Source organism: Actinomadura fibrosa (assembly GCF_900659615.1).
GTDB lineage: Bacteria > Actinomycetota > Actinomycetes > Streptosporangiales > Streptosporangiaceae > Spirillospora > Spirillospora fibrosa.
The window spans coordinates 1-21,414 of the sequence record NZ_CAACUY010000155.1; the positions used below are offsets into that span (position 1 = coordinate 1).

Here is a 21,414-nt window from a genome sequence, read left to right on the forward strand (position 1 = left end):
CGCCCGTGAGGACGACGGGGTTCCGGATCCTCCGTTCGGCGAGTTCGGTGAACAGCCGGTCGCGGGCGGGTTTGTAGCCGTCCCAGAAGTCCATGACGACGGCGCCGGGCGTCTCCAGCAGCGTCCGGACGTCGGCGAGGGAGTCGTCCCCGACGAGCGCGCCGAGCGTGTCGGCCTCGGCGCCGGGCTCGGTCCGCAGCAGCGTGCCGCCGACCTTCGCGAGCCCGCGGGTCGCGAACGGCGCCGCCGAGTACACCTTCAGCCGGCTCTTGCGGAACGCCTTGCGGAGCCGCAGGAAGACGATCGGCGACTCCTCCTCCGGCTCGAACCCGGCGAGCAGCACGACCGGCGCCCGCTCCAGGTCGGCGTAGGTCACCTCGATCGGGCGGCCCGCGAGGTGTGCGAGACCGCGATCCAGGTGCACGGCGGCATCGGCATGACCTGGGAGTGCCTCGCCCACGTCCACCTGCGGCGGGCGCTGCTGTCCACCCAGGTGCTCGGCGACGCGGGCGTGAACCTGGAACGCGTCATGGCGCACCGCGAGATCGGAGGCCCGCACGATGGACTTCGCTGACTCCCCCGAGGAGGCCGCGTTCCGCACGCGGCTGCGGGCATGGCTCGCGGACCACAACCCCAGGCTGCCGCAGTCGTCCACCGCCGACGCGTACTGGGACGGCCAGGCCCCCTGGCACCGGGCCCTGTACGACGCCGGGTTCTTCGGGCTGTCCTGGCCGAAGGAGGCCGGCGGCCACGGCCTGCCGAGCGTGTACGAGGCGATCCTCGACGAGGAGCTGGCGCAGGCGGGCGCGCCGCCGCGGCCGAGCCTCGGCTACCTGGTGCAGGGCATCCTGCGGCACGGCGGCGAGGACGTGCGGCGCCGCTTCCTGCCCGGCCTGGTCAGCGGCCGGGAGCGCTGGTGCCAGGGGTTCAGCGAGCCGGACGCCGGGTCGGACCTGGCCGCGCTGCGCACCCGTGCCGTCCGCGACGGCGACGACTACGTGATCACCGGTCACAAGGTCTGGACGAGCTACTCCGACGAGGCCGACTGGTGCCTGGTGCTGGCCAGGACCGACCCCGGCGTCCCCAAGCACAAGGGGCTGTCGGCGCTCGTCGTCCCGATGGACCAGCCCGGCGTCGCGCAGCGCCCGCTGAAGATGATCAACGGGGTGACACGGGAGTTCGGCGAGGTGACCTTCGACGGCGCGGTCGCGCGGGCGTCCGACATGATCGGGGCGCCCGGCGAGGGCTGGCGGCTGGCCATGACCGTCGTCGCCCACGAGCGGGAGCCCGGCGAGCTCGGCTACGTCGCGCGCTACGGCAAGGCGGTCAACGAGCTCGTCGCCGCGCTGCGCGCCGAGCCCGGCCGGTTCACCGGCGAGAACGCGCGGGACGTGGCGTGGGCGGTCGTCGAGGCCGAGATGCTGCGGCTGCACGTGTGCCGGCGGCTCTCCGACCGGCTCGACGGAACCTCGCACGGGCCGGAGGGCTCGGTGGACAAGCTGCTGATGACGCGTGTCGAGCAGGCCGTCGGGCACGCCGCGCTCGGCGTCGGGAACCTGACGGGCGGCATCGAGGAGGACACATGGCTGAAGATGTACCTCTACAGCCGGGCGCAGAGCATCATGGGCGGGACGTCGCAGATCCAGCGCAACCTGGTCGCGACGCGGATCCTCGGGCTTCCGGTCGCATGACGGGCTACGGGCTGCCTCCCGAGATCGAGGTGACCGCCGACGGGCCGGTCCGGATCGTGACGCTCAACCGCCCCGAGGCGCTGAACGCGACCAACCACGCGCTGCACGAGGGGCTCGGCGCCCTGTTCCCGCGTCTCGACGCCGACGACGAGGCCCGCGCGGTGGTGCTCACCGGAGCCGGGCGCGCGTTCTCGGCGGGCGGCGACTTCTCCTACATCGACGAGCTGACCAAGGACGACGACCTGCGGCGGCAGACGCTCGTGGACGCGCGCCGCATCGTCACCGGGATGGTGCGGTGCAGGCTGCCGATCGTCGCGGCCGTCAACGGGCCGGCCGTCGGGCTCGGATGCAGCCTGGCCGCGCTCTCCGACATCGTGTTCATCGCCGAAAGCGCCCACCTCGCCGACCCGCACGTCATGGTCGGGCTCGTCGCGGCCGACGGCGGCCCGGTCACCTGGCCGCTGCTGACGAGCCTGCAACTGGCCAAGGAGTACGCGCTGACCGGCGAGCGGATCAGCGCCCGCCGCGCCGCCGAGATCGGCCTGGCCAACCACGTCTGCGCCGACGGCGAGCTGATGCCGGCGGCGATGGCGTGCGCGCGCAGGCTCGCCGCGCTGCCGCGCCGGACGCTTGAGGACACCAAGCGCGTCCTCAACCTGCACCTGGAGCGCGCCGTCCTCGCCACCCTCGACTTCGCCCTGGCCGCGGAGGACCGCTCCTTCCAGTCGCCGGAGCTGCGGGCGACCCTCGACAAGCGACTGCGGAAGAAGTGACGGACGGATCCGCCGGCGGCCAGGCACGCGCCCCGGCGGATCCGCTATGTCACGACCGGCGTACCGGGGACTCCCGCGTCACAGGAGCCGCATCTCCGGCAGCCTCCGGTCGCGGAGGACCTGCTCCCCGAGCTCACGCGTCAGCGTCTTCGCGTCGCCGAGCAGGCCGTCGAGAGTGAGGACCCGCCGGAAGCAGTGGTGGAAGCCGTGCTCCTCGGTGAATCCGACCCCGGCCAGCACCTGCTGGCAGTGGCGGGCGACCGTCCGCGCCCCGCGCCCGGCGAAGGCCTTGGCCATCCCGGCCGCCACCGGGTCGGCCCCGCCGTCCGGGCCGAGCACGGCACCCGCCGCGGCCTCCGCGCTCTCGATCGCGACCAGGCACTCGGCCAGCCGGTGCCGGACGGCCTGGAACGCACCGATCGGCCTGCCGAACTGGACGCGGGTCACGGCGTGCTCCCGCGCGAGGCGCAGCATCGTCCGGCTCACGCCGATCAGCTCGTGCGCCACCGCCAGCCGCCCGGCGGCCAGCGCGTCCTCCCACGTCGCGGGCGCGATCTCCACACCGGAGGCGGCGATGCCCTCCCCCTCCACCATGACGAGCCCCAGGCGCGGATCGACGCCCCGCACCGGCCGTGCCTCGAACCTGCCCGTCTCGACCACGGACGCGCGGAGACCGCCGTCCCGGCCGGTGAGCACCACGGCACGGGAGGCCGCCGCCATCCGCACGCTCCCGAGGCCCCGCACGGCGAGACCGCCCTCCTCCATCGAGCCGGGCGCCGCGTAGCTCCCGAACTCCGGCAGGACGAAGGCGGTCCCCGGGTCGGCCGGAAAGCCCAGCGCGGACACCAGCAGATCGTCCAGCGCGCCGGACGCCGCGATCGCGGCTCCCTGCCGGGCGAACAGCAGCGGGACCACCGCGGTGCCCTCCTCCGCCAGGGCCTCCCGCCAGCCGATCTCCTCCAGCGACGCCTCGACCGCCTTGACGGTCTCGTTCCGGAAGGCCCGTTCCAGGCTCCGCGCCAGCAGCTCGGCGGCCTCGGCGTCCATCACCGGCCGCCCTCCAGGCCCAGGAGCCGGCGGGCGATGATGTCGCGCTGGATCTCCGCGCTGCCGCCGTAGATCGTCGCCGCCCGCGAGTACAGGAACTCGGTGCGCCAGCGGTCGCCGTCCGCGCCGTCGCCGAGCGCGATGTCCGCCGGCACCGCGCCGGCGACCAGGTCGTACACCGCCTGCTCGGTCGTCGCGAGGAGCACCTTGTCGACCGACGTCTCCGGCCCCAGCCGCTCCCCGCGCGCCATCCGGTGCTGCGTTTCCCGCGAGCGCGCGTGGAAGGCGAACGCCGCCTGGACGGCCTCGCCGAGCTCGGCGGGGTCGAACGCGCCGTCCGGCGCCGTCGCGAGCAGATGGCCCAGCCGCTGCCGCAGGTAGGCGCCGCGGTGCCACAGCGAGGTGCTCCGCTCGTAGGGCAGCAGGTCCATCGCGACGCCCCAGCCACCGTCGACCTCGCCGAGCGTCCGGTCGACCGGGACGCGCACGTCGTCGAAGAAGACCTCGCAGAACTCGTCCCGGCCGTGCATCGCGCGGATCGGCCGGACCGTGATCCCGGGCGCGTCCATGTCCGCGAGCATCGCGGTGATCCCCCGGCTGCCCGACTCCGGCGTGCCGGTCCGGGTCAGCAGGACGCAGCGGTGGGCGTACTGGGCCAGGCTCGTCCACACCTTCTGGCCGGTGACCCGCCAGACGCCGCCGTCGCGGCGGGCGCGGCACGCCAGCGACCCCAGGTTGCTGCCGGTGCCGGGCTCGGAGAACCCCTGGCACCAGGTCTCGTCCCCGCGCAGCAGCCGCGGCACCGTCTCCGCCGCCAGCTCCGGCCGCGCGTACTCGATCATCGTCGGGGCCAGCACCTCGGTCATCGAGTAGATGCCCGGCTCGATCAGGTCCCTCGCCGCGAGGGCCTCGCCGAGGTAGGCGCGCATGAGCGTCGTCCCGCCGAACCCGCCGACCCGCTCCGGCCAGCCCCAGCGCATCCACCCGGCGTCGTAGGCCATGCGCTTGACCTTGGAGAGGTGCCGCATCTCCTCGTCCAGGCCGGCGCCCGGGCCGGACTCGGCCCGGAGCTCCGGCTCGTGCCCGGCGAGCCAGGCGTCCAGCCCGGCGCGGAACTCCTGGAGATCCATCGCCCGCGCGGGTCAGCCCGCAGACCTCTGCCGGGGGGCGGGACGCCGTGGATCGTGCGCCCGCCCGGAGTCGCGGGCGCCGCTGCGGCGCAGGAAGGTCATCGCCCGGGTCCGCAGCCGCCATCCGTCCGGGGTGCGGGTGTAGGTGTCGGTGTAGTAGCCGATGCGCATCGAGTGGTCGGTCTGCGCGACGAAGCACAGCGGCTGCTCGCCCGTGGCGGAGTCCTCCCCCTCGAAGGCGATCGCCGGGGTGCTCACCGAGAACACCCCCTTCGGTGCCGCCGCGACCAGCTCCGGGAAGTCCTGGACGCCGTACTCCTCCCCGAAGGCGCTGTACGTCCCGCCCGGCGCGAACACGGCCACGACCGCCTCGACGTCGTCCTTCGTCATGCCGACCGCGTAGCGCGCGAGCAGCTGCTCGATCTCGATGGTGTCGGCGATGCGCGAGATGTCCACGCTTCGACCTCCTCGGCGGAATCGGGGCGCCCGGCTCGGATCCGCGCGGCGCGGACTTCCCGGAATCCTAACTCGACTTCGACGTCAAAACCAGTCTCACGACCATGGCGGGCTCATCGCCGTCTTCGAGGACGGCGAGGTGGGGGCTCGGCGTCCCCGCCGACGCGGTCGGCAGATCGGTCAGGTGCAGCGCCCGGAGAAGGGCAACGCCGCGACCGTGCCAGCGAGCGGAGCGCGTGGGAGTCGGCGTCATGTCGCCGCTCGACGAAACCGCCTCACCCCGGCCGGGGCCGGGATGAGGCGGCGCGGTGAATCGTCGCTCGGGCGGAGCGCGCTAGCGGACGTTGTAGCCCTGGGAGTTCCAGAACCTGCCCGGGTCGGGGTTGTCCAGGTGGGGGTCGCCGACGCTCTTGGCCGCGCGCTTCTTGGCGCCGCGACGCATCTCGACGTGGGTGTGCGCCCTCCTCTTGGCGGACACTCCGCGCCATGACTCGTCGGCGATGACCTGCCCGCGCGCGATCGCCTGCCCCACCCGCAGGGAGGGCCGCGGCGCCGTGTGCAGGTAGATGATCGTCTTGTTCAGCTTCGCGTTGTAGACGGCGATGGTGGACAGCCCGGCACCGCCGGCGCGCCCTTGCACGACGTTGATGACCTTGCCTGAGACCAGGGCGTGGATGTCCGAGCCGATACCGCGGGCGAAGTCGATGCCCTCGTGCCGTCCCGGGGTGACGTGGTAGCCGTTGTACCCGGTGGTGATGCGGCCGCCTCTGGCCTTGTACAGCGCGTACGACATGTTCGTGCGCGGCGCGGACGGTGCCGCCGCGGTGGCGGCGGGAGCGGTCCGCGCCGCGGCGGCTGGCCCCTGAACGGCGAGGGCCATGGTCATCGGGACGGCCGTCAGCGAGATGATCCCCGCACCGATCCGCTTGCTCGTTCTGCTGCCCATCTTCGCCTCTCCTGTCGAGTTCGTCCCCGGACACGGTTCACGAGGGCGTCTGAACAGGGTATAGACACTCTCCGCATTCGACCATGCACGGATTGATACGACAGTCACCGCTGGCGAGCTCGTAAGGGGCGTGTATCTCGTACGCCCATGGTCAGACGACGGGCGAGTCGGTGCGGGCGGCGGCTCCTTCTGCGCCTCCACCTCGGCCAGGCGCTCACTCAGGACACCGAACGCGCAGGAGTCGCCGCCCAGCCGCCCGACCACCGGGAGACGTCGCAAGCCTGGCGGCAGAACGTTGCCCATCTTTGCGGTGGCCGCTTGATCGGCCGCATTAACGGCCTTCACCTCCGCCGGTCACGGTGCCCGCGGTCAGCACTCGGCAAGCCGTCGACACCGGCGCGGCATCTGTGTGGTTTTACATGGTGCGGCGAACACACCGCGTCGTAGGCTCGGCCGATATGGCATTCCGCGTTGGACTTTTGCTCGGGCCGATCCTGATCATTGTCCTGGCCGGCCTGGCGGCATGCGACGATGGCAGCACCCATGCCGGGGAATTCAAGGCGACGCTGGACGGACCACGAGGATCCAGATACATGACCGTACGGTCACGATCGACGTGACGCAGGCCGAGACCAAGAGCATCGAGTTCAAACCCGCCCAGGCGGCGATACAGGAGACCTCACCGAACCTGCTGAGCGGGGCATGGAAAAGATGGCAGCGTTACTGGGACGATTCCTTCTACAGTCCCCTTGCCTTGAGCCGGTGGGCCTACGATGACTCCACCATGGGGAAATGGTACGGCATAGGCTTCATCTGGTTCCTCGTTCGGCTCATTATCGCGCTGTTCCTCAGCATTTTCGACATCATCCTGATCCTGGTGTGCATCGTCGCAGCGATTTTCTACGTCTTCTTCGGAACCACCGGGCGGAATATCGCCTACGGGATCTGCTCCCTGCTGGCGGGGCTCATCTGCTACGCCCTCATGCCCGTCCGGCGGTTGTGAAGCACCGAGCGGACGCCTGGGTTCTCGGTCGGCCGCGCCGGGGGGCGGGCTGGGAGACGGAGGGAATGAATCTGCCAGTAATCACTGGCGCAATCGGAAGGAACGCGCCATAGTGCTGGCATGAAACGATCACTAGCCTGCGCCGTCGCGGCGGCCACCGTCCTGCTCTCCGCTCCGGCGACGGCCCACGCGGACGAGGGCGCCCTCACCTCCGTCTCCCTCCCGTTCCTCTGGCCCAGGGCCGAACTGGACGACGTGGCCGCCGACGCCTCGGGCGGGGTCTGGGTCGGCGGCGCCCAGGGCGCGTACTGCGTGGCCTGGGTCGACCACTGCGCGCTCTTCAGCAACGGCAATCCCGTCCTGCGGCGCTGGGAGGGATCCTCCTGGCGGGAGTATCCGCTCAACGGCTGGACGGGCCAGGGGCAGATCGGCGCGATCACCACCTCGGGCGGCGAGACGTGGATCGCCGGCGGCTCGATCGGCTCCTCCGGCTACCACGACTACCTGGCCCGCTTCGACGGCACCGCCTTCCAGCGGGTGGACAGGCCGTCCGAGGCGCACCTCAACATGATCAGCACCGGCCCGGCCGGGACGTGGGTCGCGCAGGTCACCGGCGCGGGCGACCCGGCGCCGCGGCTGCAGAAGCGCACCGGCTCCACCTGGACCGGCTACGCGCTCCCCTTCGCCATCGTCTCCGACCTGCAAGCCCGCAGCGCGACGGACGCCTGGGCGGTCGGCGGCAGCCTCACCGCCTCCGGCACCACGCCCGCGGTCGCCCACTACGACGGAACGTCCTGGACGAGCGTGACGCCGCCCCCGGTCCCGGCGGGCTCGAACGACGAACTGGTCAAGGTGGTCCCGGTCGGCGCGAACGACGTCTGGGCCCTGACCTGGAAGTACCTCACCCACTGGAACGGCACCGGCTGGACCCTGATCCCGCTACCGACCGGGATCGCCCGAGGCGGGGACCTGGCCGTCGCCGCGAACGGCACCGTCTGGGTGGCACCGGCCAACTACGGCACGAGCACGCCCTACCTGTACAGCGCCGGATCCTGGCGTGCCGCCACACTCCCGGCCGGACTCAACCTGTACGACATCACCGCGGTGCCCGGGACGTCCACCATCTGGGGCGTCGCCCACAAGGGGACGTTCTCCGACCCCGTGGCGCTCAAGAACACCTGATCCCGATGCCGTCCCAGTCCGCCGACGAGCCGGAACTGCCCTTACCGGCGTCCGCCGTCCGCAAGATCCTGTTACGTCTGCGCGTCCCCCGGCTCATGGCCGACCACGCCGCGGCGCTCCTGGCCGCCCATCTCAGGCGACGGCCGCAACCTCCACCGGAATCTCAACAGAGCAAACCGCCGTAGCCCTCCCGGCAGACCCTGGCGGGGCCGTCCGCGAGCCAGTCCCTGATCCCCAGCAGTGACGGCATGCTGCGGGGGACGCTCTGCACCAACGTGATGAACGGCCAGCTCACCGGCCGCGCGCTCTACTGGGGCAGCGGAACAGTCCAGACCAGATGTACGAGTGCAACGCGGCCGAGACCTCCTGCGCGGTCTCAGGTGGTCGGCAGCGAGTCGAGCCAACCGGTCAGCAGCCGGTTGACGTCCTCGGGGCGCTCCTGCTGAACCCAGTGACCGCAGCCCTCAAGGATGTGGGACGAGACGAGGCCGGGCAGAGTGCTGGGGTAGGCGTCGATCGCGTCCGCCAACCAGGTGGTGGAGGCGTCCAGGGCACCGCCGATGAACAGGGACGGCTGAGTGATCGGCGCCGCGTCCCAGGGGGCGAGGTCCTCCCAGTCCCGGTCCATGTTGCGGTAGCGGTTGAGGGCGCCGCTCACGCCGGTCCTCTCGAACTCCGCCGCGTAGACGTCCAGGTCGTCCGAGCTGAGCCAGGACGGCAGCGGACCACCGGGGAACCGGTCGCGGAGCGAGCCGCCTTCGGCGACGAAATGCGGATCGGGCAAGCCGGGGGCGGGCATGGTCTCCGCCGACAGCGCGGCGTAGAAGCCCGCCAGCCAGCCGCGGACGTCCGGCTCCATCTCGGCCTCCGCACGGCCCGGCTCCTGGAAGTAGCTGACGTAGAACTCCTCCTCACCGCCCATCCCGGCGAAGGCCTCGCTCGGCCGCGGCCCGCCGCGCGGCGTGTAGGGCACGCTCAGCAACCCGACGGCCGTGAAGACCTCCGGCCGCACCAGCGCGCTGTTCGCGGCGATCGCCGCGCCCCAGTCATGGCCGATGACGATCGCCGTCTCCTCGCCCAGGGCACGCACCACCGCGACGTTGTCGGCGACCAACTCCAGCATCCGGTAGGCGGCCACGTCGTCCGGCTTCGACGAGCGGCCGTACCCGCGCACGTCCAGAGCCACCGCCCGGTAACCGGCGGCTGCCAGAACCGGCAGCTGAAGGCGCCAGGAGTACCAGGATTCGGGAAACCCGTGCAGCAGCAGCACAAGCGGCCCGGTCCCCTGCTCGACGACATGGATCCGTCCGGCCGGCGAAGGCACCAGACGGTGCGTTCCACGGCTCTCAACTGCCAGCGACATGACTCCCCCTCAGCCGAAACGCGCCCCCTCCAGCGCGCATGACGATCCTGCCCGGCGTCCCGAACGCCCCCGAAGCCCTCTTGCCGTTCCAGCAACAAGCCACCACCCACGAATCGGCGACACGCGTCCAGAGAGGACACCGGTGTCTGCCGTCCGCTGGCCCGAACGGCACGCACGGTCGCTCCGAGGCCTGGGGCGGCCTCCCTTACCGTTCATCGCTGACGTCCGCCACCGTCGACGTGACCTCGGCGCCCGGCGCTACCACTGTCCGTGCTCACAGAATTGCATTCTTTGTATCGAGAAGAATATTCTCATAGCGCGAGAGGGGCCGTGGGGTCGCCCGGACGAGAGGTGGGAAACCAGTGATCGACTTTGAACGGCTCGCCGGATGGATGGACGACGCCGGGCTGCCCGGCAAGGGGGCGCCCATCGAGCACCGCTTCCTGTCCGGCGGCACCCAGAACGAGATCCACGAGATCGTCCGGGGCGGGGAACGCTGCGTCATCCGCATCCCGCCGCCGGAGGCGCCGGCGGACCGGGACAGCGGCATCCTGCGCGAATGGCGCATCGTCGAGGCGCTGGACGGCACCGACGTGCCCCACGTCAAGGCGGTCGCGTGCTGCGAGGACGCGGCGGTGCTCGGGCGGCCCTTCTACCTGATGGGGTTCGTGGAGGGCTGGTCGCCGATGGGCCGCACGGCGTGGCCCGCGCCGTTCGACACCGACCTGCGGGCGCGGGAGGGGCTCGGCTACCGGCTCGCCGAGGGGATCGCTCTGCTGTCCAGGGTGGACTGGCGGGCCAAGGGCCTGCACGACCTCGGCCGCCCGGACGGCTTCCACGAGCGCCAGGTCGATCGCTGGACCCGCTTCCTGGAGCGGGTCAAGGGGCGCGAGCTGCCCGGGTTCGAGACGGCCGCCCGTTGGCTGCGCGCCCATCGTCCGCTGGACTACGTCCCGGGCATCATGCACGGCGACTACCAGTTCGCCAACGTGATGTTCCGGGACGGCGCGCCCGCTCGGATGGCCGCGATCGTCGACTGGGAGATGGGGACCGTCGGCGACCCGAAACTCGACCTCGCCTGGATGCTTCAGAGCTGGCCGGAGGACACCGGTGCGCCCGAGGCGTCCGAAGCCAGCTACGTCGACCTGCGCGGGATGCCGTCCCGCGACCAGATGCTCGCCCGCTACGCCGAGGTGTCGGGCCGGCAGGTCGACGACATCGACTACTACCTCGTCCTCGCCAAATGGAAGCTCGGGGTGGTGCTGGAGCAGGGCTACCAGCGGGCCGGCGGCGACGAGAAGCTGCTGGCGTTCGGCCCGATCGTCCTCGACCTGATGAAGGGCGCCGCCGACCTCGCCGAATCGAGCACCTACACCTCATGACCGCCGAGGAGCTGCTCACCGAACGGCACGACGCCGTGCTGATCGTCCGGCTGAACCGGCCCGGAGCGCGCAACGCCCTCAACGGCGCGCTGATCGACGCGCTCGGCCGCATGATGGCCGGCGCCGAGGACGACCCGCGGGTCCGGGCCGTCGTGCTCACCGCCGCCGGCGACCGCGTCTTCTGCTCTGGCATGGACCTGCACGAGTTCGCCTCCGGCGGCCCCGAGATCTCCACGGACGGCATGGCGGGCTTCACCCGGCTGTCACGGGGGGAACTCACCGTCCCGGTCGTCGGAGCCGCCAACGGCACCGCGGTCGGCGGCGGGCTGGAACTGCTGCTCGGCTGCGACGTCATCGTGGCCGCCGACACCGCCCGGTTCGGGCTGCCCGAGGTCAAGCGGGGCCTGTATCCGGCCGGCGGCGGCACGTCCATCGGCACCCGCATCCCGCTCGCGGTCGCCCTTGAGATGACGCTGACCGGCGACCCCATCGACGCCCGCCGCGCCTACGAACTCGGCCTCGTCAACGCCGTCACCCCACCGGACGAGGTGCTGGACGCCGCGCTCTCCCTCGCCGGACGGATCGCCGCCAACGCGCCGCTCGGCCTCGCCGCCGTCAAGGAGCTCGTCCGCCTCACGATCACCGATCCCGGACGCGCGGCGAAACGCAACGCCGAGCTACAGAAGTCGGTGTTCTCCAGTGAGGACGCCAGAGAAGGCGCCATCGCGTTCATGGAGAAACGGAAACCGCTCTGGAAGGGCCAGTGAGCGGGGTGGGTATCGCGCGGCCAGCAGTCGAGGCGCAGGGAGCGGCGCGCTGGTCTGGGTCAGAGGCCTTCCGGGGGACCGGGGATGATCAGCACCTTGCCCGCCGTGGTCCGGTCCGCGACGGCGGCCAGCGCGGCGCTCCCCTGCCCAAGCGGGTAGGCGGCGTGGACGTGCGGCCTCAGCCTGCCTTCGCGGAAGAGCCGGGTCACCTCGTCGCGCCCGCGCCGCAACGCTTCGGGGTCGCGCCGTCCCCAACCGCCGATCTCGAAGCCGCGCACCGTGACGCCCTTCAGCATGACCAGGTTGAGCGGGATGCGCGGGATCTCCCCGGTGGCGAAGCCCACGGTCACGAAGCGTCCGCCCCGGCGCATCGCGCGGAGCGCCGGCTCGGCGTGCTCGCCGCCGACCAGGTCGATGACGACGTCCGCGCCGCCCGCTTCGGTCAGCCGCCGTTTCAGGTCGTCGTAGGGAAGTGCGGTCTCGGCGCCCTTGGCGAGGCACAGCTTCCGCTTGGTCGCGGACGAGGCGACCGCGATCACGTGGGCGCCCAGCAGTCGGCCGAGCTCCACGGTCGCGAGGCCGACGCCCCCGGCTGCTCCCAGTACCGCCAGTTTTTCTCCTTCCGCGAGCTCAGCCGCCAGCGTCAGCGCGTGATAGGCGGTGGCGTAGGCGACACCGAACGCTGCGGCGGTCTGCATGTCGACGTCGGACGGCAGCCGCGTGAGGCCGGACGCGGGAACCGCTACGCGCTCGGCGAAGGCTCCGACGAACGTGGAGCCGGATACCGCGTCACCAGGCGCGAACCCCTCGACACCGGACCCGACCTCGGCGACGTACCCCGCGAACTCGCTGCCCGGCGTGAACGGAACGGGCGCCTTGACCTGATAGGTGCCCTGGACGATGAGGATGTCGGAGAAGTTGACCGCGGCGGCGTGCACCTCGACGACCACCTGGCCGGGCCCGGCTGTGGGCTCGGGCAGCTCGTCCAGGGTGAGCCCGCTCAGGGGACCGTGGACCGAACAGCGCAAGGCCTTCACGCGTCCTCCCGGGAAGTCGAACGGCAACCAGAATATCATTCTTGCTTTCGAGAATTCGACTCTTCGCCCTGGCCTTGGCCGTCGCGCTTCAGGGGCTCGGCATGCGGGGACGCTTTCTCCTCCGTCCGTCCAGGGGCGACTGGGGTGATCGTACGGAGGCAGAACGCCGTGATGCGTTCGATATCGCGGTCGGTGGGTTCCTCTCCGCTCCACAGGTAGTCCCCCAGCTTGCCGAAGGTCGCATGAGCGGCCAGTGAGGCGTCGAAAGCGGGGTCGGCGCTGCCGAGGCGGCGAAAGTGCTCGGACAGCAACTCGGCGAGACGGCCGCTGGCCATGGGCGGCGTAGAGCCGACGGTCTCGCTCACCGCCCCCGCGTTCCACAGCACGGCGCGCGTGTTCGCGGCGATCTCCTCGCCGGCCTGGGACAGCACGCCGCGCACCCAGCGGCGCACCTTGCCCTCCGGGGTCTGCTCCTTGGTCATCTGATGCGCCACATAGCCGTACAGACGCTCGGTCCCGTCCTCAAGCAAGGCGGCGACCAGCGCGTCCTTCGAGGGGAAGTACCGGTAGAACGCGTCGTTCGACAGCCCGGCCGCGCGGACGATGTCCGCCACACGCGGACGCGACGTCAGGCCGCGCTGCCCCATCACCTCGATCGCCGCGTCGAGCAGGCGGCGCACTTCGCTCGTGTAGTCCGCTCCGCGCTTGGCGAGGGCGCGCTGGGCGATGCGACTCGCGACGTCATCCGGCGGACGGCCGGGAATTGAATTCTCACTCACGCGAACGAGATTCTGGCACGGGAGACGCCAGCGGCCAAGCGCACCGCGGGTCAGACCGGACCGAGGCCGTCGACCCGCGGCAGCGAGCCGGTCGTGTTCGAGGAAGCATCGCTCGCGTAGTACAGCGCCGCGGTGACGATTTCCTCGGGGTAGCCGAACCATCCCATGAGCTGATCAGGTTCCTCTCGTCCCGGAACGGCCCACGCCTTGGGGCCCTCCGCCTCGGTCGTGGCCCAGGGCTGGCACACTGTCCCGATCTACGCAGAGTCTCTCCGAGCCCGGTCCGGTCGGCGGGGCGCGCGGGTCGCCGCGCCGCCGTCGCCGTCCGGCCGGGTGACGCCGCCGACGAGAGGGGACGCCCGCGATGCGCGATCGACCATATGCCCGGACGCTCCACGACTCCCCCACCGAGCAGACCCGAGCGCGGGAGGTCCGTCATGGACGCTGAACGCCTGCGGTCACTGTTCGACCTGACCGGACGGGTGGCGATCGTCACCGGCGGCACGCGCGGCATCGGCCTGGCCATCGCGGAGGGGTTCGCCGCCGCCGGTGCGAGCGTCGTCGTGGCCAGCCGCAAGGCGGACGCCTGCGCCGAGACGGAGGCGCGGCTCAAGGCGATGGGCGCGCCCGCGCTCGGCGTGCCGACCCACCTCGGCGACCTCGACGCGCTGGACGCCCTGGTGGCGCGTACCGTCGACGCCTTCGGCCGGCTCGACGTCCTGGTCAACAACGCCGCCAACCCGCTCGCGCTGCCGCTCGGCTCCATCACGCCCGAGGCGTTCGCCAAGTCGCAGGAGGTCAACGTCCGCGGGCCCGTCTTCCTGGTGCAGTGCGCGCTTGAGCACTTGACGCGGAGCCCGTGCGCGTCGGTGGTCAACGTCGTCTCCGCCGGTGCGTTCCTCTTCTCTCCATATGTGTCGATGTACGCCGCCGCCAAGGCCGCGATGACGGCCTACACCCGCTCCATGGCCGCCGAGTTCGCTCCCCGCGGCATCCGCGTCAACGCCCTGGCCCCGGGCACCGTGGACACCGACATGGTCCGCAACAACCCGCCCGAGTTCCAGGCGGCCATGGAACAGGCCTCGTTGCAGCGGCGCATGGCCGATCCCGACGAGATGGTCGGTCCCGCGCTGTTCCTGGCCTCCGACGCCTCCAGCTTCGTCACCGGCCAGGTCCTCATCGCCGATGGCGGCCTCGTCCCCCGCTGACCTCGGTCAGCGGGGACGTGCGTCATCGAAGGGGTTGGCCGCGTCAGCGGTCCGGGCCCGTGAGGACGGGGATCGACTGCGGTCCGTAGGTCAGGAAGGACCGCGAGTACGGGATCTCGTCCAGCGGCACGGCCGCCTTCATGCGCGGCAGCCGGCCGAAGAGGCGCGGCAGGGCGATGTCGGCCTCCATCCGGGCCAGGGACGCTCCCAGGCAGGTGTGCACGCCGTGTCCGAACGCCAGGTGTTCGCGCTCTTCGCGGGTGATGTCGAACGCGTCGGCGTCGGGCCCGTAGCGGGCGGGGTCGGTGGCGGCGCCGCCGAAGCAGACCATCAGGGCGTCGCCCGCCGGGATCGGCACGCCGGCGATCCGCACGGGCCGCAACGCGTAGCGGAAGATCGCGGCGGCGATCGGCGGGCGCAGCCGGAGGGTCTCCTCCACGACGTCCCGCCACAGGCCGCCGGCCCGGGCGCGGGCGAGCTGGCCGGGGTGGGCGAGCAGGTTGGCGACGGCGTGGCCGAGCAGGTGCACGGTGGTCTCGTGGCCCGCGATGAGCAGCAGGAACAGGTTGTCGACCAGTTCCTGCGCGGACAGCCGGTCCCCGTCGTCGTGGGCGCGCACCAGCGCGGTGGCGAGGTCGTCGCCCGGTTCGTGCCGCTTCTCCTCGGTGAGGCGTCCGAGGCACGCCATGAGCTCCTGGATGGCGGCGTCGATCTCCGCCGCGGAGCTGTCCTGCGCCACGAGCGTCCGGGTCCAGCCGCGCAGCGGGGCGCGCCACGGCTCGGGGACGCCGAACAGCTCGCAGATGACGGCCGTCGGCACCGGCTCGGTGAACAGCGGGACGAGGTCCACCGGCGCGCGGCCCCCGTCGCTCTCGGCGACGATGCGGTCCAGGAGGGCGTCGATCATCTTCTCGACCCAGGGGCGCAGCGCCTCCACCCGGGCCCGGGTGAACGCCTTGGACAGCAGGCCGCGCAGCCGCCGGTGCCGCGCGCCGTCGCGGACCAGCATGTGCTCGCCGAGCACCAGCGGCAGGAGCGGCCAGTCCGGCGGCACGGTGCCGTCGCGCATCGCGGCCCAGTGCGAGGAGTGCTTGCCGAACGCCTTGTCATCGCCGCTCAGCACCTCGCGGACGGCGGCGTACGTGGTGACGGCCCAGGCCTCGACGCCGCCGGGCAGCCGGATCGGGACGACCGGCCCGGCCTCGCGGAACCGGGTGTGGGTGCGCGGCAGCGGCTCGCCGGGCACGGGGAGCTGGAAGGGGCGGACGGTCACGGCCGGCCTCCTGTGGCGGATCGGTCGAGCAGGTCCTGCACGTACGAGGCGTTCCTGCCCGGTTCGGGGATCTCGGAAGGGGCGAAGCGGATCGTGTCCGTGCGGTCCCAGTTCTCCATGCCGGCGGCCCACGACTGCTGGTCGCGCACGCATCGCATCACGGGAAGCTGCGCCGCCTCCGGCATCCCTAGCCGGTCCATCGCGGACGGCAGCGCCTCGGCGGCGGCGAGGTACTCCTCCACGCGGGCGGCGACGCGGGCGGCCACGTCCGCGACGGCGTTCCGGACGCCGCGCCGCCGGTGGTGGGCCAGGACGGTGACGAGGTTGATCGGGTCGTCGCGCTCCATGTGCAGCGAGTGGATGTCGTTGATCCAGCACATGATGTCCGCGGTGCCGAGGATCAGGGTCTGGTACTCGGGCGTCCGGTAGAGCTCGTCCGGCACGGTGGCGCCCTCCACCAGTTCGACGAGGTCGAGCGTGGGCAGGACGGTGCTGGCGTCGCGCCGCACCGCGATGTAGGCCGCCACGTCGGGGACGGTGCCGGACACCCGGTAGGAGTTCTCCGCCAGGTGGCCGCGGAGCCACAGGTCCAGGTCGCGGCGGAACCTGGCCGCCCAGGCCGGGGGACGTCCGGGCAGGGTGCGGTCCAGCAGGTCGCGCAGGGCGCCGAGCAGGGGATGTCCGCCAAGGTCGGTGTCCCGGTCGTCGCCGGCGATGAGCGCGCGCATGCGGTCGACGAGGTCCTCGTAGAGTCCGGTGCGGCCGGTGGTGACGGCGTTGTTCTGCTGGTCGTCGGTGATGAAGAAGAGGCTGTTCCAGTCGGTGATCAAAGCCATGCCGGCGAGGGGGGCGTGCGGGCAGAGGGTGGACATGACGCGGCCGTAGCCGAGGGCGCGGAACTTGGCCGCGACGTCCGGGGAGCGCAGCAGGCCGTGGGCGCGGCACCAGCGTTCCGTCGACTCCTGGACGAGGCCGGACAGCGGGTGGGTGGCCGTGGCGAACGGGAGCCTCAGGTCGGGCATCTGGTAGGTGTCCACGGCGGTCACCTCCGGGCCGTGCGGGGCCGCGCATGGACGGTCATGGGCAGCCGGTCGGGGCGGACGAGGGCGGTGGCGATCTCGCGTACCGGAGCGTCGCCGGCCGGCCGGAGCGTCCAGCGGGCGCAGACCACGGCGGCCACCATGGTCAGTTCGGTGAGGGCGAACAGCTTGCCGATGCACTGGTACGCCCCGGCCGCGAAGGGCACGTACGCCCCCTTGGGGATGCGCTCGGCGTTGCCCGGCAGCCACCGGTCGGGGTCGAACCGGTGGGGGTCGGGGAACCAGCGTGCGTCGTGATGCAGCAGGTACGGGCTGTAGACGACCTCCGCGCCCTTGGGGATGACGGTCCCGCCCACGCGGACGTCGGTGAGCGCGCGGCGCATGAACACCAGCGGCGTCCGCAGCCGCAGCACCTCGCTGACCACCCGGCCGAGATAGTTCAGGGCGGGCAGGTCGTCGAAGCCGGGCGCCCGGCCGCCGAGCACGGTGTCGAGCTCCGCCCGCACGCGCGCGGCCACCTCCGGGTCCCGGCCGATCTCGTACAGCACCCAGCCCAGCGCCGCTCCCGGCGCCTCGATCCCGGTCAGCGCCAGCGTCATGACCTGGGCGTGGACCTCCTCGTCGGGCAGGGCCCGGCCGTCGTCGTCGCGCACCGCGAGGAGGGCGGACAGCACGTCGCCGCGGTCCTGCCCGGCGGCCCGGTAGGCGGCGATGAGGTCGTCGATCGCGCCGTGCATCGTGGCCATCGCACGCCGGAACGCGAGGTTGCCCGGGGTGGGCACCCGCTCCCAGGCCGTCGGGAGCACGGTGCGCAGCAGCAGCCCGCGGGTGAGCTGCCGCATGCCCTCCTTGATCGCCTGGGCCGTGTCCGGACGCGGGGTGAACGCGAAGAGGCTCCGCGTGAGGGCGGTCAGCGCCAGGTCGTTCATCGCCTCGTCCATGGCGAGCTCCTGGCCGTCCCGCCAGGAGGCGGTGGCCTCCTCGGCCGCGGTCCGCATGACGGCGGCGTAGCCGATGAGCCGCTCCCGGGTGAAGACCGGTTGCAGCAGGCGGCGCTGCCGGCGGTGCTCGGCGCCGGACACCGTGGCGATGCCCTTGCCGAGCGCCGGTTCCAGCTTGTCGAAGATGCGTCCGCGCGTGTAGTCGAGGTCCCCCGGTACGAGCACCTCGCGCACCGTGTCCGGATGGGCGGCCACATAGACGGGCAGCCGCCCGAAACGCACCTTGACGACGTCGCCGAACGCGGCGACGGAGGGAAGGAACTCCAGGGGCCGCCGGAGGACGGGCACGATGTGGCCGAGCAGCGGCCACGCCCCCGGCACGTCGGGAGGTTTGTGGAAGGTCCCTTGGGTGAGGTCCATGGGCGCATCCTCGGGTCGCCTCCGGACGGCTAACTTGCGTCAAATGACTGCAACCGCGCCCGGGGACGCGGCGGCGGCGAACCCGCCGGTGGCCGGGTGGCGGCGATCAGTGCAGGCAGTGGCGATGGCGGTCACCAAGGCATAAGGGTCGACCGGCCGGCGGGTGACAACGATCTGACCTTGATGCCGTCCAGGCCGGCGGGCACAGTGCAAGGCGCCCACTCCCCCGTCCCGTGCGAGCCCGTGATGCGCCTTCCGCCCGAGCAACTGCCCGTCCCCGGTGAACGATCGGTGCGGACGGTCCGCCGCCTCCGCGACGAGGTCGGACCGGTCGCGCCCGTCATGCTGCCCGGCGGCGTCCCGGCCTGGCTGGTCACCGGCCACGACGCGATCACCGGCGTCCTCGCCGGCGACGACGCCGTCTACAGCAAGGACGCCCGCAACTTCGCCGCGCTGCGCGAGGGCCGGATCCCCGCCGACTGGCCGATGCGCCAGGTGATCGAGGGCGAGCACCTCCTCATCAAGGACGGGGCCGACCATCGCCGGCTGCGCGCCCTGGTGAGCCGCGCCTTCACGCCCGCCCGCGTCAAGGCGCTCGAACCCCGCGTCCAGGAGGTGGCGGACGGCCTCCTGGACGGCCTGCTGGCCGAGGGCGACGGCGCCGACCTGGTCCGCCGCTACACCGGCCCGCTGCCGATCATCGTGATCTGCGAGCTCTTCGGCGTGCCGCCGGGCGAGCGCGCCCGCATCCGCGCGTGGACCCAGGTGCTCGTCTCGCACGACGCCCCGCCCGGCGAGGCCGCGGCGGCCGGGGCCGCGCTGCTGGCGTACCTCGCGGGCCATGTCGAGCGGCGGCGCCGCGAGCCCGCGGACGATCTGACCACCATGCTGATCAGGGCGCGGGACCCGGACGGCGACCGGCTGTCCGGCGACGAGCTGCGCTGGATCCTCTGGTCGGTCATCGTGGCGGGCCACGAGACCACCATGCACCTGATCGCCAACGCCGTGGTCGCGCTCTGCGCCGACCGGGACCAGCTCCGCCGGGTACGGGAGCGCGGCGACTGGGGCGCGGCGGTGGAGGAGGCGCTGCGCTCGCGCAACTCCGTCGTCACCACGGTGCCGCGCTACCCGCTGCGGGACGTGCGCATCGCCGGCGTGGAGATCGGTGCCGGGGAGGCGGTGGTGGTCGGGTTCGGCGCGAGCGGCACCGACCCCGCCGCCTACGGCCCGGACGCCGAGCGGTTCGACGTCGCGCGGACGCCGAAGCCGCATCTGGGCTTCGGCCGTGGGACGCACTTCTGCCTGGGTGCGCCGCTGGCCCGGCTGGAGGCCCGCATCGCACTGTCGACGCTGTTCACCCGCCTCCCGGAGCTGCGGCTGGCGGTGCCGGAGGCCGACCTCGTCTACACCCCGTCGATCATCACCGAGGGACCGCGCGCCCTGCCCGTGCTGCTGTCCTGACCGTCCGGCGCGGTCGGTGCCGGGCCGTGGCCGGGCCCGGTCCGGCGGCCTGGAGCACCGGCGTGCGTTCCCGCCGCCGGCCCGCCCCCGACGCGACCGCGGTGAGCGCCGCGCCGGTGCGCGGGCAGCGGTCAACGCGTCGGAGTGCGGAACGGACCACGGTTTCGCCTGAATTTCCCGTCGTCCCGAAGCCGCCAATTGCGCCGACGGTGCCCGTTCGGCACTTACCGGGCCACTTTCCTCGGTCTCGCGCATTCGGCGCCCGCGGCCGCCGGCGGTGGTTCCACCGAAAGCCTCACCGTCCAGCGAGAATAGCTTTGTGCTTTCGCTCGGTAACACAAAAACGACAATTGTTCGGAGTGATCCCAGCGGATAAAATCACCACTCGTGCGGACGCTCTGGGGACGCGATCGGGAGATCCCCGTGCTGCGCCGCCACGTGGCGAGGCTGCCCGGCACGGGCGGCGTCCTCGTCGTGCGAGGCGGAGCCGGTGTCGGCAAGTCCTCGATGCTCGCCGTCGCCGCCGAGGAGGCGGCGAAGCGCCGGGTGGACGTCGTTCGGCTGGTCGGCATCGAGGCGGAATGGCACATGCCGTTCGCGGCCGTCCACACGCTGGCCGGCCTGCTCGGCGCCGACGAGCCGCCGGTGGCGGGCGACAGCGCCGACCATTACCGGTTCCGGCTGTCGCTGGCGCTGCTCGGCGCGTTGACGTCGCGTTCCGAAAGGCGGCCGCTGCTCATCCTCGTGGACGACGCGCATTGGCTCGACACGCAGAGTTGGGAGGTCCTCGCCTTTGTCGGGCGGCGCCTCGGCGGCGATCCGGTCGCGCTGATCCTCGCGTTGCGCGACAGTGCGGAGACCGAGGCGCGGCTGGCCCGTTCGGCGGACGGCAGCAGCCCCGCCGAACTGCGGCTGGGACCGCTGGCGGACAAGGACTCCGAGGCCCTGCTCGACGCGCGCGCTCCGCACCTCGATCCGCGGCTGCGCGCGAGGATCCTCGCCGAGGCGGCCGGCAATCCCCTCGCCCTCAACGAGCTGGCCGCGGCCGCCGCGCGGTCCGGCGAGAGCGGGCTGCCGCCCGGTTCGCTGCCGCTGACCGCGCGGCTGGAGCGGTCGTTCGGCCGGTCCGTCGCGGCGGTGCCGCCGCCGACCCGCGCGCTGCTGCTGGTGGCCGCGTTCGACGACGGCGACCGCCTCGACCAGGTCCTCGCCGCCGCGACCGCGATGACCGGCGCCCCCGTCACCGTCGAGGACGCCGAACCCGCCGTGGCCGCGCACCTCGTGGACGTCACCGACGACTTCCTCATCCGGTTCCGCCATCCTCTGGTGCGGTCCGCCCTCCAGCAGGAGGCGACCCTGTCCCAGCGGCAGCGGGCCCACGCCGCGCTCGCCGGGGTGGTGCAGGACCCGGAACGCGCGGTGCGGCACCGCGCGGCGTCCGTCGTCGGCACCGACGAGAGCGTTGCCGGGGACCTCGCCCGGCTCGCCGACCGGCTGCTGGAGCGGGGCGCGGCC

Annotated in this window: 20 protein-coding genes and 1 pseudogene; 10 read left to right on the forward strand and 11 right to left on the reverse strand. The window is 72.4% G+C overall.

Annotated elements, in window-relative coordinates:
• Positions 1 to 424 (reverse strand): annotated as a pseudogene (locus E1300_RS54075) (hypothetical protein); the annotation flags it as partial.
• Between E1300_RS54075 and E1300_RS51830 the strand changes: the two are divergent.
• Genes E1300_RS51830 through E1300_RS34200 form a run of 3 tightly spaced genes read left to right on the forward strand, consistent with a single transcriptional unit; the run spans position 419 to position 2,464 of the window.
• Positions 419 to 574 (forward strand): hypothetical protein, encoded by a 156-nt coding sequence (locus tag E1300_RS51830; protein ID WP_207400107.1) that lies wholly within the window; start codon positions 419 to 421, stop codon positions 572 to 574. The pseudogene E1300_RS54075 and the gene E1300_RS51830 overlap by 6 nt on opposite strands.
• Positions 561 to 1,691 carry an acyl-CoA dehydrogenase family protein gene (locus E1300_RS34195; protein ID WP_131761248.1) on the forward strand — a complete coding sequence of 377 codons (1,131 nt, stop codon included), beginning with the start codon at positions 561 to 563 and terminating at the stop codon, positions 1,689 to 1,691. The genes E1300_RS51830 and E1300_RS34195 overlap by 14 nt, the downstream gene beginning before the upstream one ends.
• Positions 1,688 to 2,464, forward strand: coding sequence for an enoyl-CoA hydratase/isomerase family protein (locus tag E1300_RS34200; RefSeq protein WP_131761249.1), 777 nt, complete (start codon positions 1,688 to 1,690; stop codon positions 2,462 to 2,464). Before E1300_RS34195 ends, E1300_RS34200 begins: the two co-directional genes overlap by 4 nt.
• A gap of 78 nt (positions 2,465 to 2,542) precedes the next feature.
• Here E1300_RS34200 and E1300_RS34205 read toward each other — a convergent pair whose 3' ends face one another.
• From E1300_RS34205 to E1300_RS34220, 4 genes are all read right to left on the reverse strand, one after another.
• Positions 2,543 to 3,511: an acyl-CoA dehydrogenase family protein gene (locus E1300_RS34205; protein WP_131761265.1), complete on the reverse strand. Its 969-nt coding sequence runs from the start codon at positions 3,509 to 3,511 to the stop codon at positions 2,543 to 2,545.
• Positions 3,511 to 4,641, reverse strand: coding sequence for an acyl-CoA dehydrogenase family protein (locus E1300_RS34210; protein ID WP_131761250.1), 1,131 nt, complete (start codon positions 4,639 to 4,641; stop codon positions 3,511 to 3,513). Before E1300_RS34210 ends, E1300_RS34205 begins: the two co-directional genes overlap by 1 nt.
• Positions 4,642 to 4,653: 12 nt before the next feature.
• Entirely contained in the window at positions 4,654 to 5,097 is a 444-nt protein-coding gene (locus E1300_RS34215) for a nuclear transport factor 2 family protein (RefSeq protein WP_131761251.1), read from the reverse strand.
• 334 nt (positions 5,098 to 5,431) lie between these two features.
• Entirely contained in the window at positions 5,432 to 6,043 is a 612-nt protein-coding gene (locus E1300_RS34220) for a M23 family metallopeptidase (protein ID WP_131761252.1), read from the reverse strand.
• 616 nt (positions 6,044 to 6,659) lie between these two features.
• Here E1300_RS34220 and E1300_RS34225 point away from each other — a divergent pair.
• Together E1300_RS34225 and E1300_RS34230 are read left to right on the forward strand one after the other, a co-directional pair.
• Positions 6,660 to 7,046 (forward strand): hypothetical protein, encoded by a 387-nt coding sequence (locus tag E1300_RS34225; protein ID WP_131761253.1) that lies wholly within the window; start codon positions 6,660 to 6,662, stop codon positions 7,044 to 7,046.
• A gap of 120 nt (positions 7,047 to 7,166) precedes the next feature.
• Positions 7,167 to 8,228 carry a hypothetical protein gene (locus tag E1300_RS34230; RefSeq protein WP_131761254.1) on the forward strand — a complete coding sequence of 354 codons (1,062 nt, stop codon included), beginning with the start codon at positions 7,167 to 7,169 and terminating at the stop codon, positions 8,226 to 8,228.
• 376 nt (positions 8,229 to 8,604) lie between these two features.
• On the opposite strand, the gene E1300_RS34235 is transcribed toward E1300_RS34230, so the two are convergent.
• Positions 8,605 to 9,552, reverse strand: a complete 948-nt coding sequence (locus E1300_RS34235; RefSeq protein WP_242619565.1) for an alpha/beta fold hydrolase — start codon at positions 9,550 to 9,552, stop codon at positions 8,605 to 8,607.
• A 401-nt stretch (positions 9,553 to 9,953) separates the two neighbouring features.
• Here E1300_RS34235 and E1300_RS34240 point away from each other — a divergent pair, with 401 nt between their 5' ends.
• Complete coding sequence (locus E1300_RS34240) at positions 9,954 to 10,973, forward strand: phosphotransferase family protein (protein ID WP_207400109.1); 1,020 nt, start codon at positions 9,954 to 9,956, stop codon at positions 10,971 to 10,973.
• Positions 10,970 to 11,740: an enoyl-CoA hydratase-related protein gene (locus tag E1300_RS34245; protein WP_131761256.1), complete on the forward strand. Its 771-nt coding sequence runs from the start codon at positions 10,970 to 10,972 to the stop codon at positions 11,738 to 11,740. Before E1300_RS34240 ends, E1300_RS34245 begins: the two co-directional genes overlap by 4 nt.
• A gap of 59 nt (positions 11,741 to 11,799) precedes the next feature.
• On the opposite strand, the gene E1300_RS34250 is transcribed toward E1300_RS34245, so the two are convergent.
• Positions 11,800 to 12,777 carry an NADPH:quinone oxidoreductase family protein gene (locus tag E1300_RS34250; protein ID WP_131761257.1) on the reverse strand — a complete coding sequence of 326 codons (978 nt, stop codon included), beginning with the start codon at positions 12,775 to 12,777 and terminating at the stop codon, positions 11,800 to 11,802.
• A 35-nt stretch (positions 12,778 to 12,812) separates the two neighbouring features.
• Complete coding sequence (locus tag E1300_RS34255; RefSeq protein ID WP_165503122.1) at positions 12,813 to 13,556, reverse strand: TetR/AcrR family transcriptional regulator; 744 nt, start codon at positions 13,554 to 13,556, stop codon at positions 12,813 to 12,815.
• 437 nt (positions 13,557 to 13,993) lie between these two features.
• Between E1300_RS34255 and E1300_RS34260 the strand changes: the two genes are divergently transcribed.
• Positions 13,994 to 14,764 carry an SDR family NAD(P)-dependent oxidoreductase gene (locus tag E1300_RS34260; protein ID WP_131761259.1) on the forward strand — a complete coding sequence of 257 codons (771 nt, stop codon included), beginning with the start codon at positions 13,994 to 13,996 and terminating at the stop codon, positions 14,762 to 14,764.
• Between the two features lie 43 nt (positions 14,765 to 14,807).
• Here E1300_RS34260 and E1300_RS34265 read toward each other — a convergent pair whose 3' ends face one another.
• The 3 genes from E1300_RS34265 to E1300_RS34275 are packed head-to-tail and all read right to left on the reverse strand — an operon-like array spanning position 14,808 to position 18,438.
• Entirely contained in the window at positions 14,808 to 16,037 is a 1,230-nt protein-coding gene (locus E1300_RS34265) for a cytochrome P450 family protein (RefSeq protein WP_131761260.1), read from the reverse strand.
• The gene (locus E1300_RS34270; protein ID WP_131761261.1) at positions 16,034 to 17,074 is read right to left on the reverse strand and encodes a terpene synthase family protein; all 1,041 of its coding nucleotides are present in this window, start codon (positions 17,072 to 17,074) and stop codon (positions 16,034 to 16,036) included. The genes E1300_RS34265 and E1300_RS34270 overlap by 4 nt, the downstream gene beginning before the upstream one ends.
• Before the next feature lie 5 nt (positions 17,075 to 17,079).
• On the reverse strand, positions 17,080 to 18,438 hold the full coding sequence (locus E1300_RS34275) for a cytochrome P450 (RefSeq protein ID WP_131761262.1): 1,359 nt from the start codon (positions 18,436 to 18,438) through the stop codon (positions 17,080 to 17,082).
• Between the two features lie 246 nt (positions 18,439 to 18,684).
• Between E1300_RS34275 and E1300_RS34280 the strand changes: the two genes are divergently transcribed.
• Positions 18,685 to 19,899: a cytochrome P450 family protein gene (locus E1300_RS34280; protein ID WP_131761263.1), complete on the forward strand. Its 1,215-nt coding sequence runs from the start codon at positions 18,685 to 18,687 to the stop codon at positions 19,897 to 19,899.
• A gap of 387 nt (positions 19,900 to 20,286) precedes the next feature.
• The coding region (locus tag E1300_RS34285; RefSeq protein ID WP_131761264.1) for an AAA family ATPase at positions 20,287 to 21,414 on the forward strand (1,128 nt) is incomplete at its 3' end.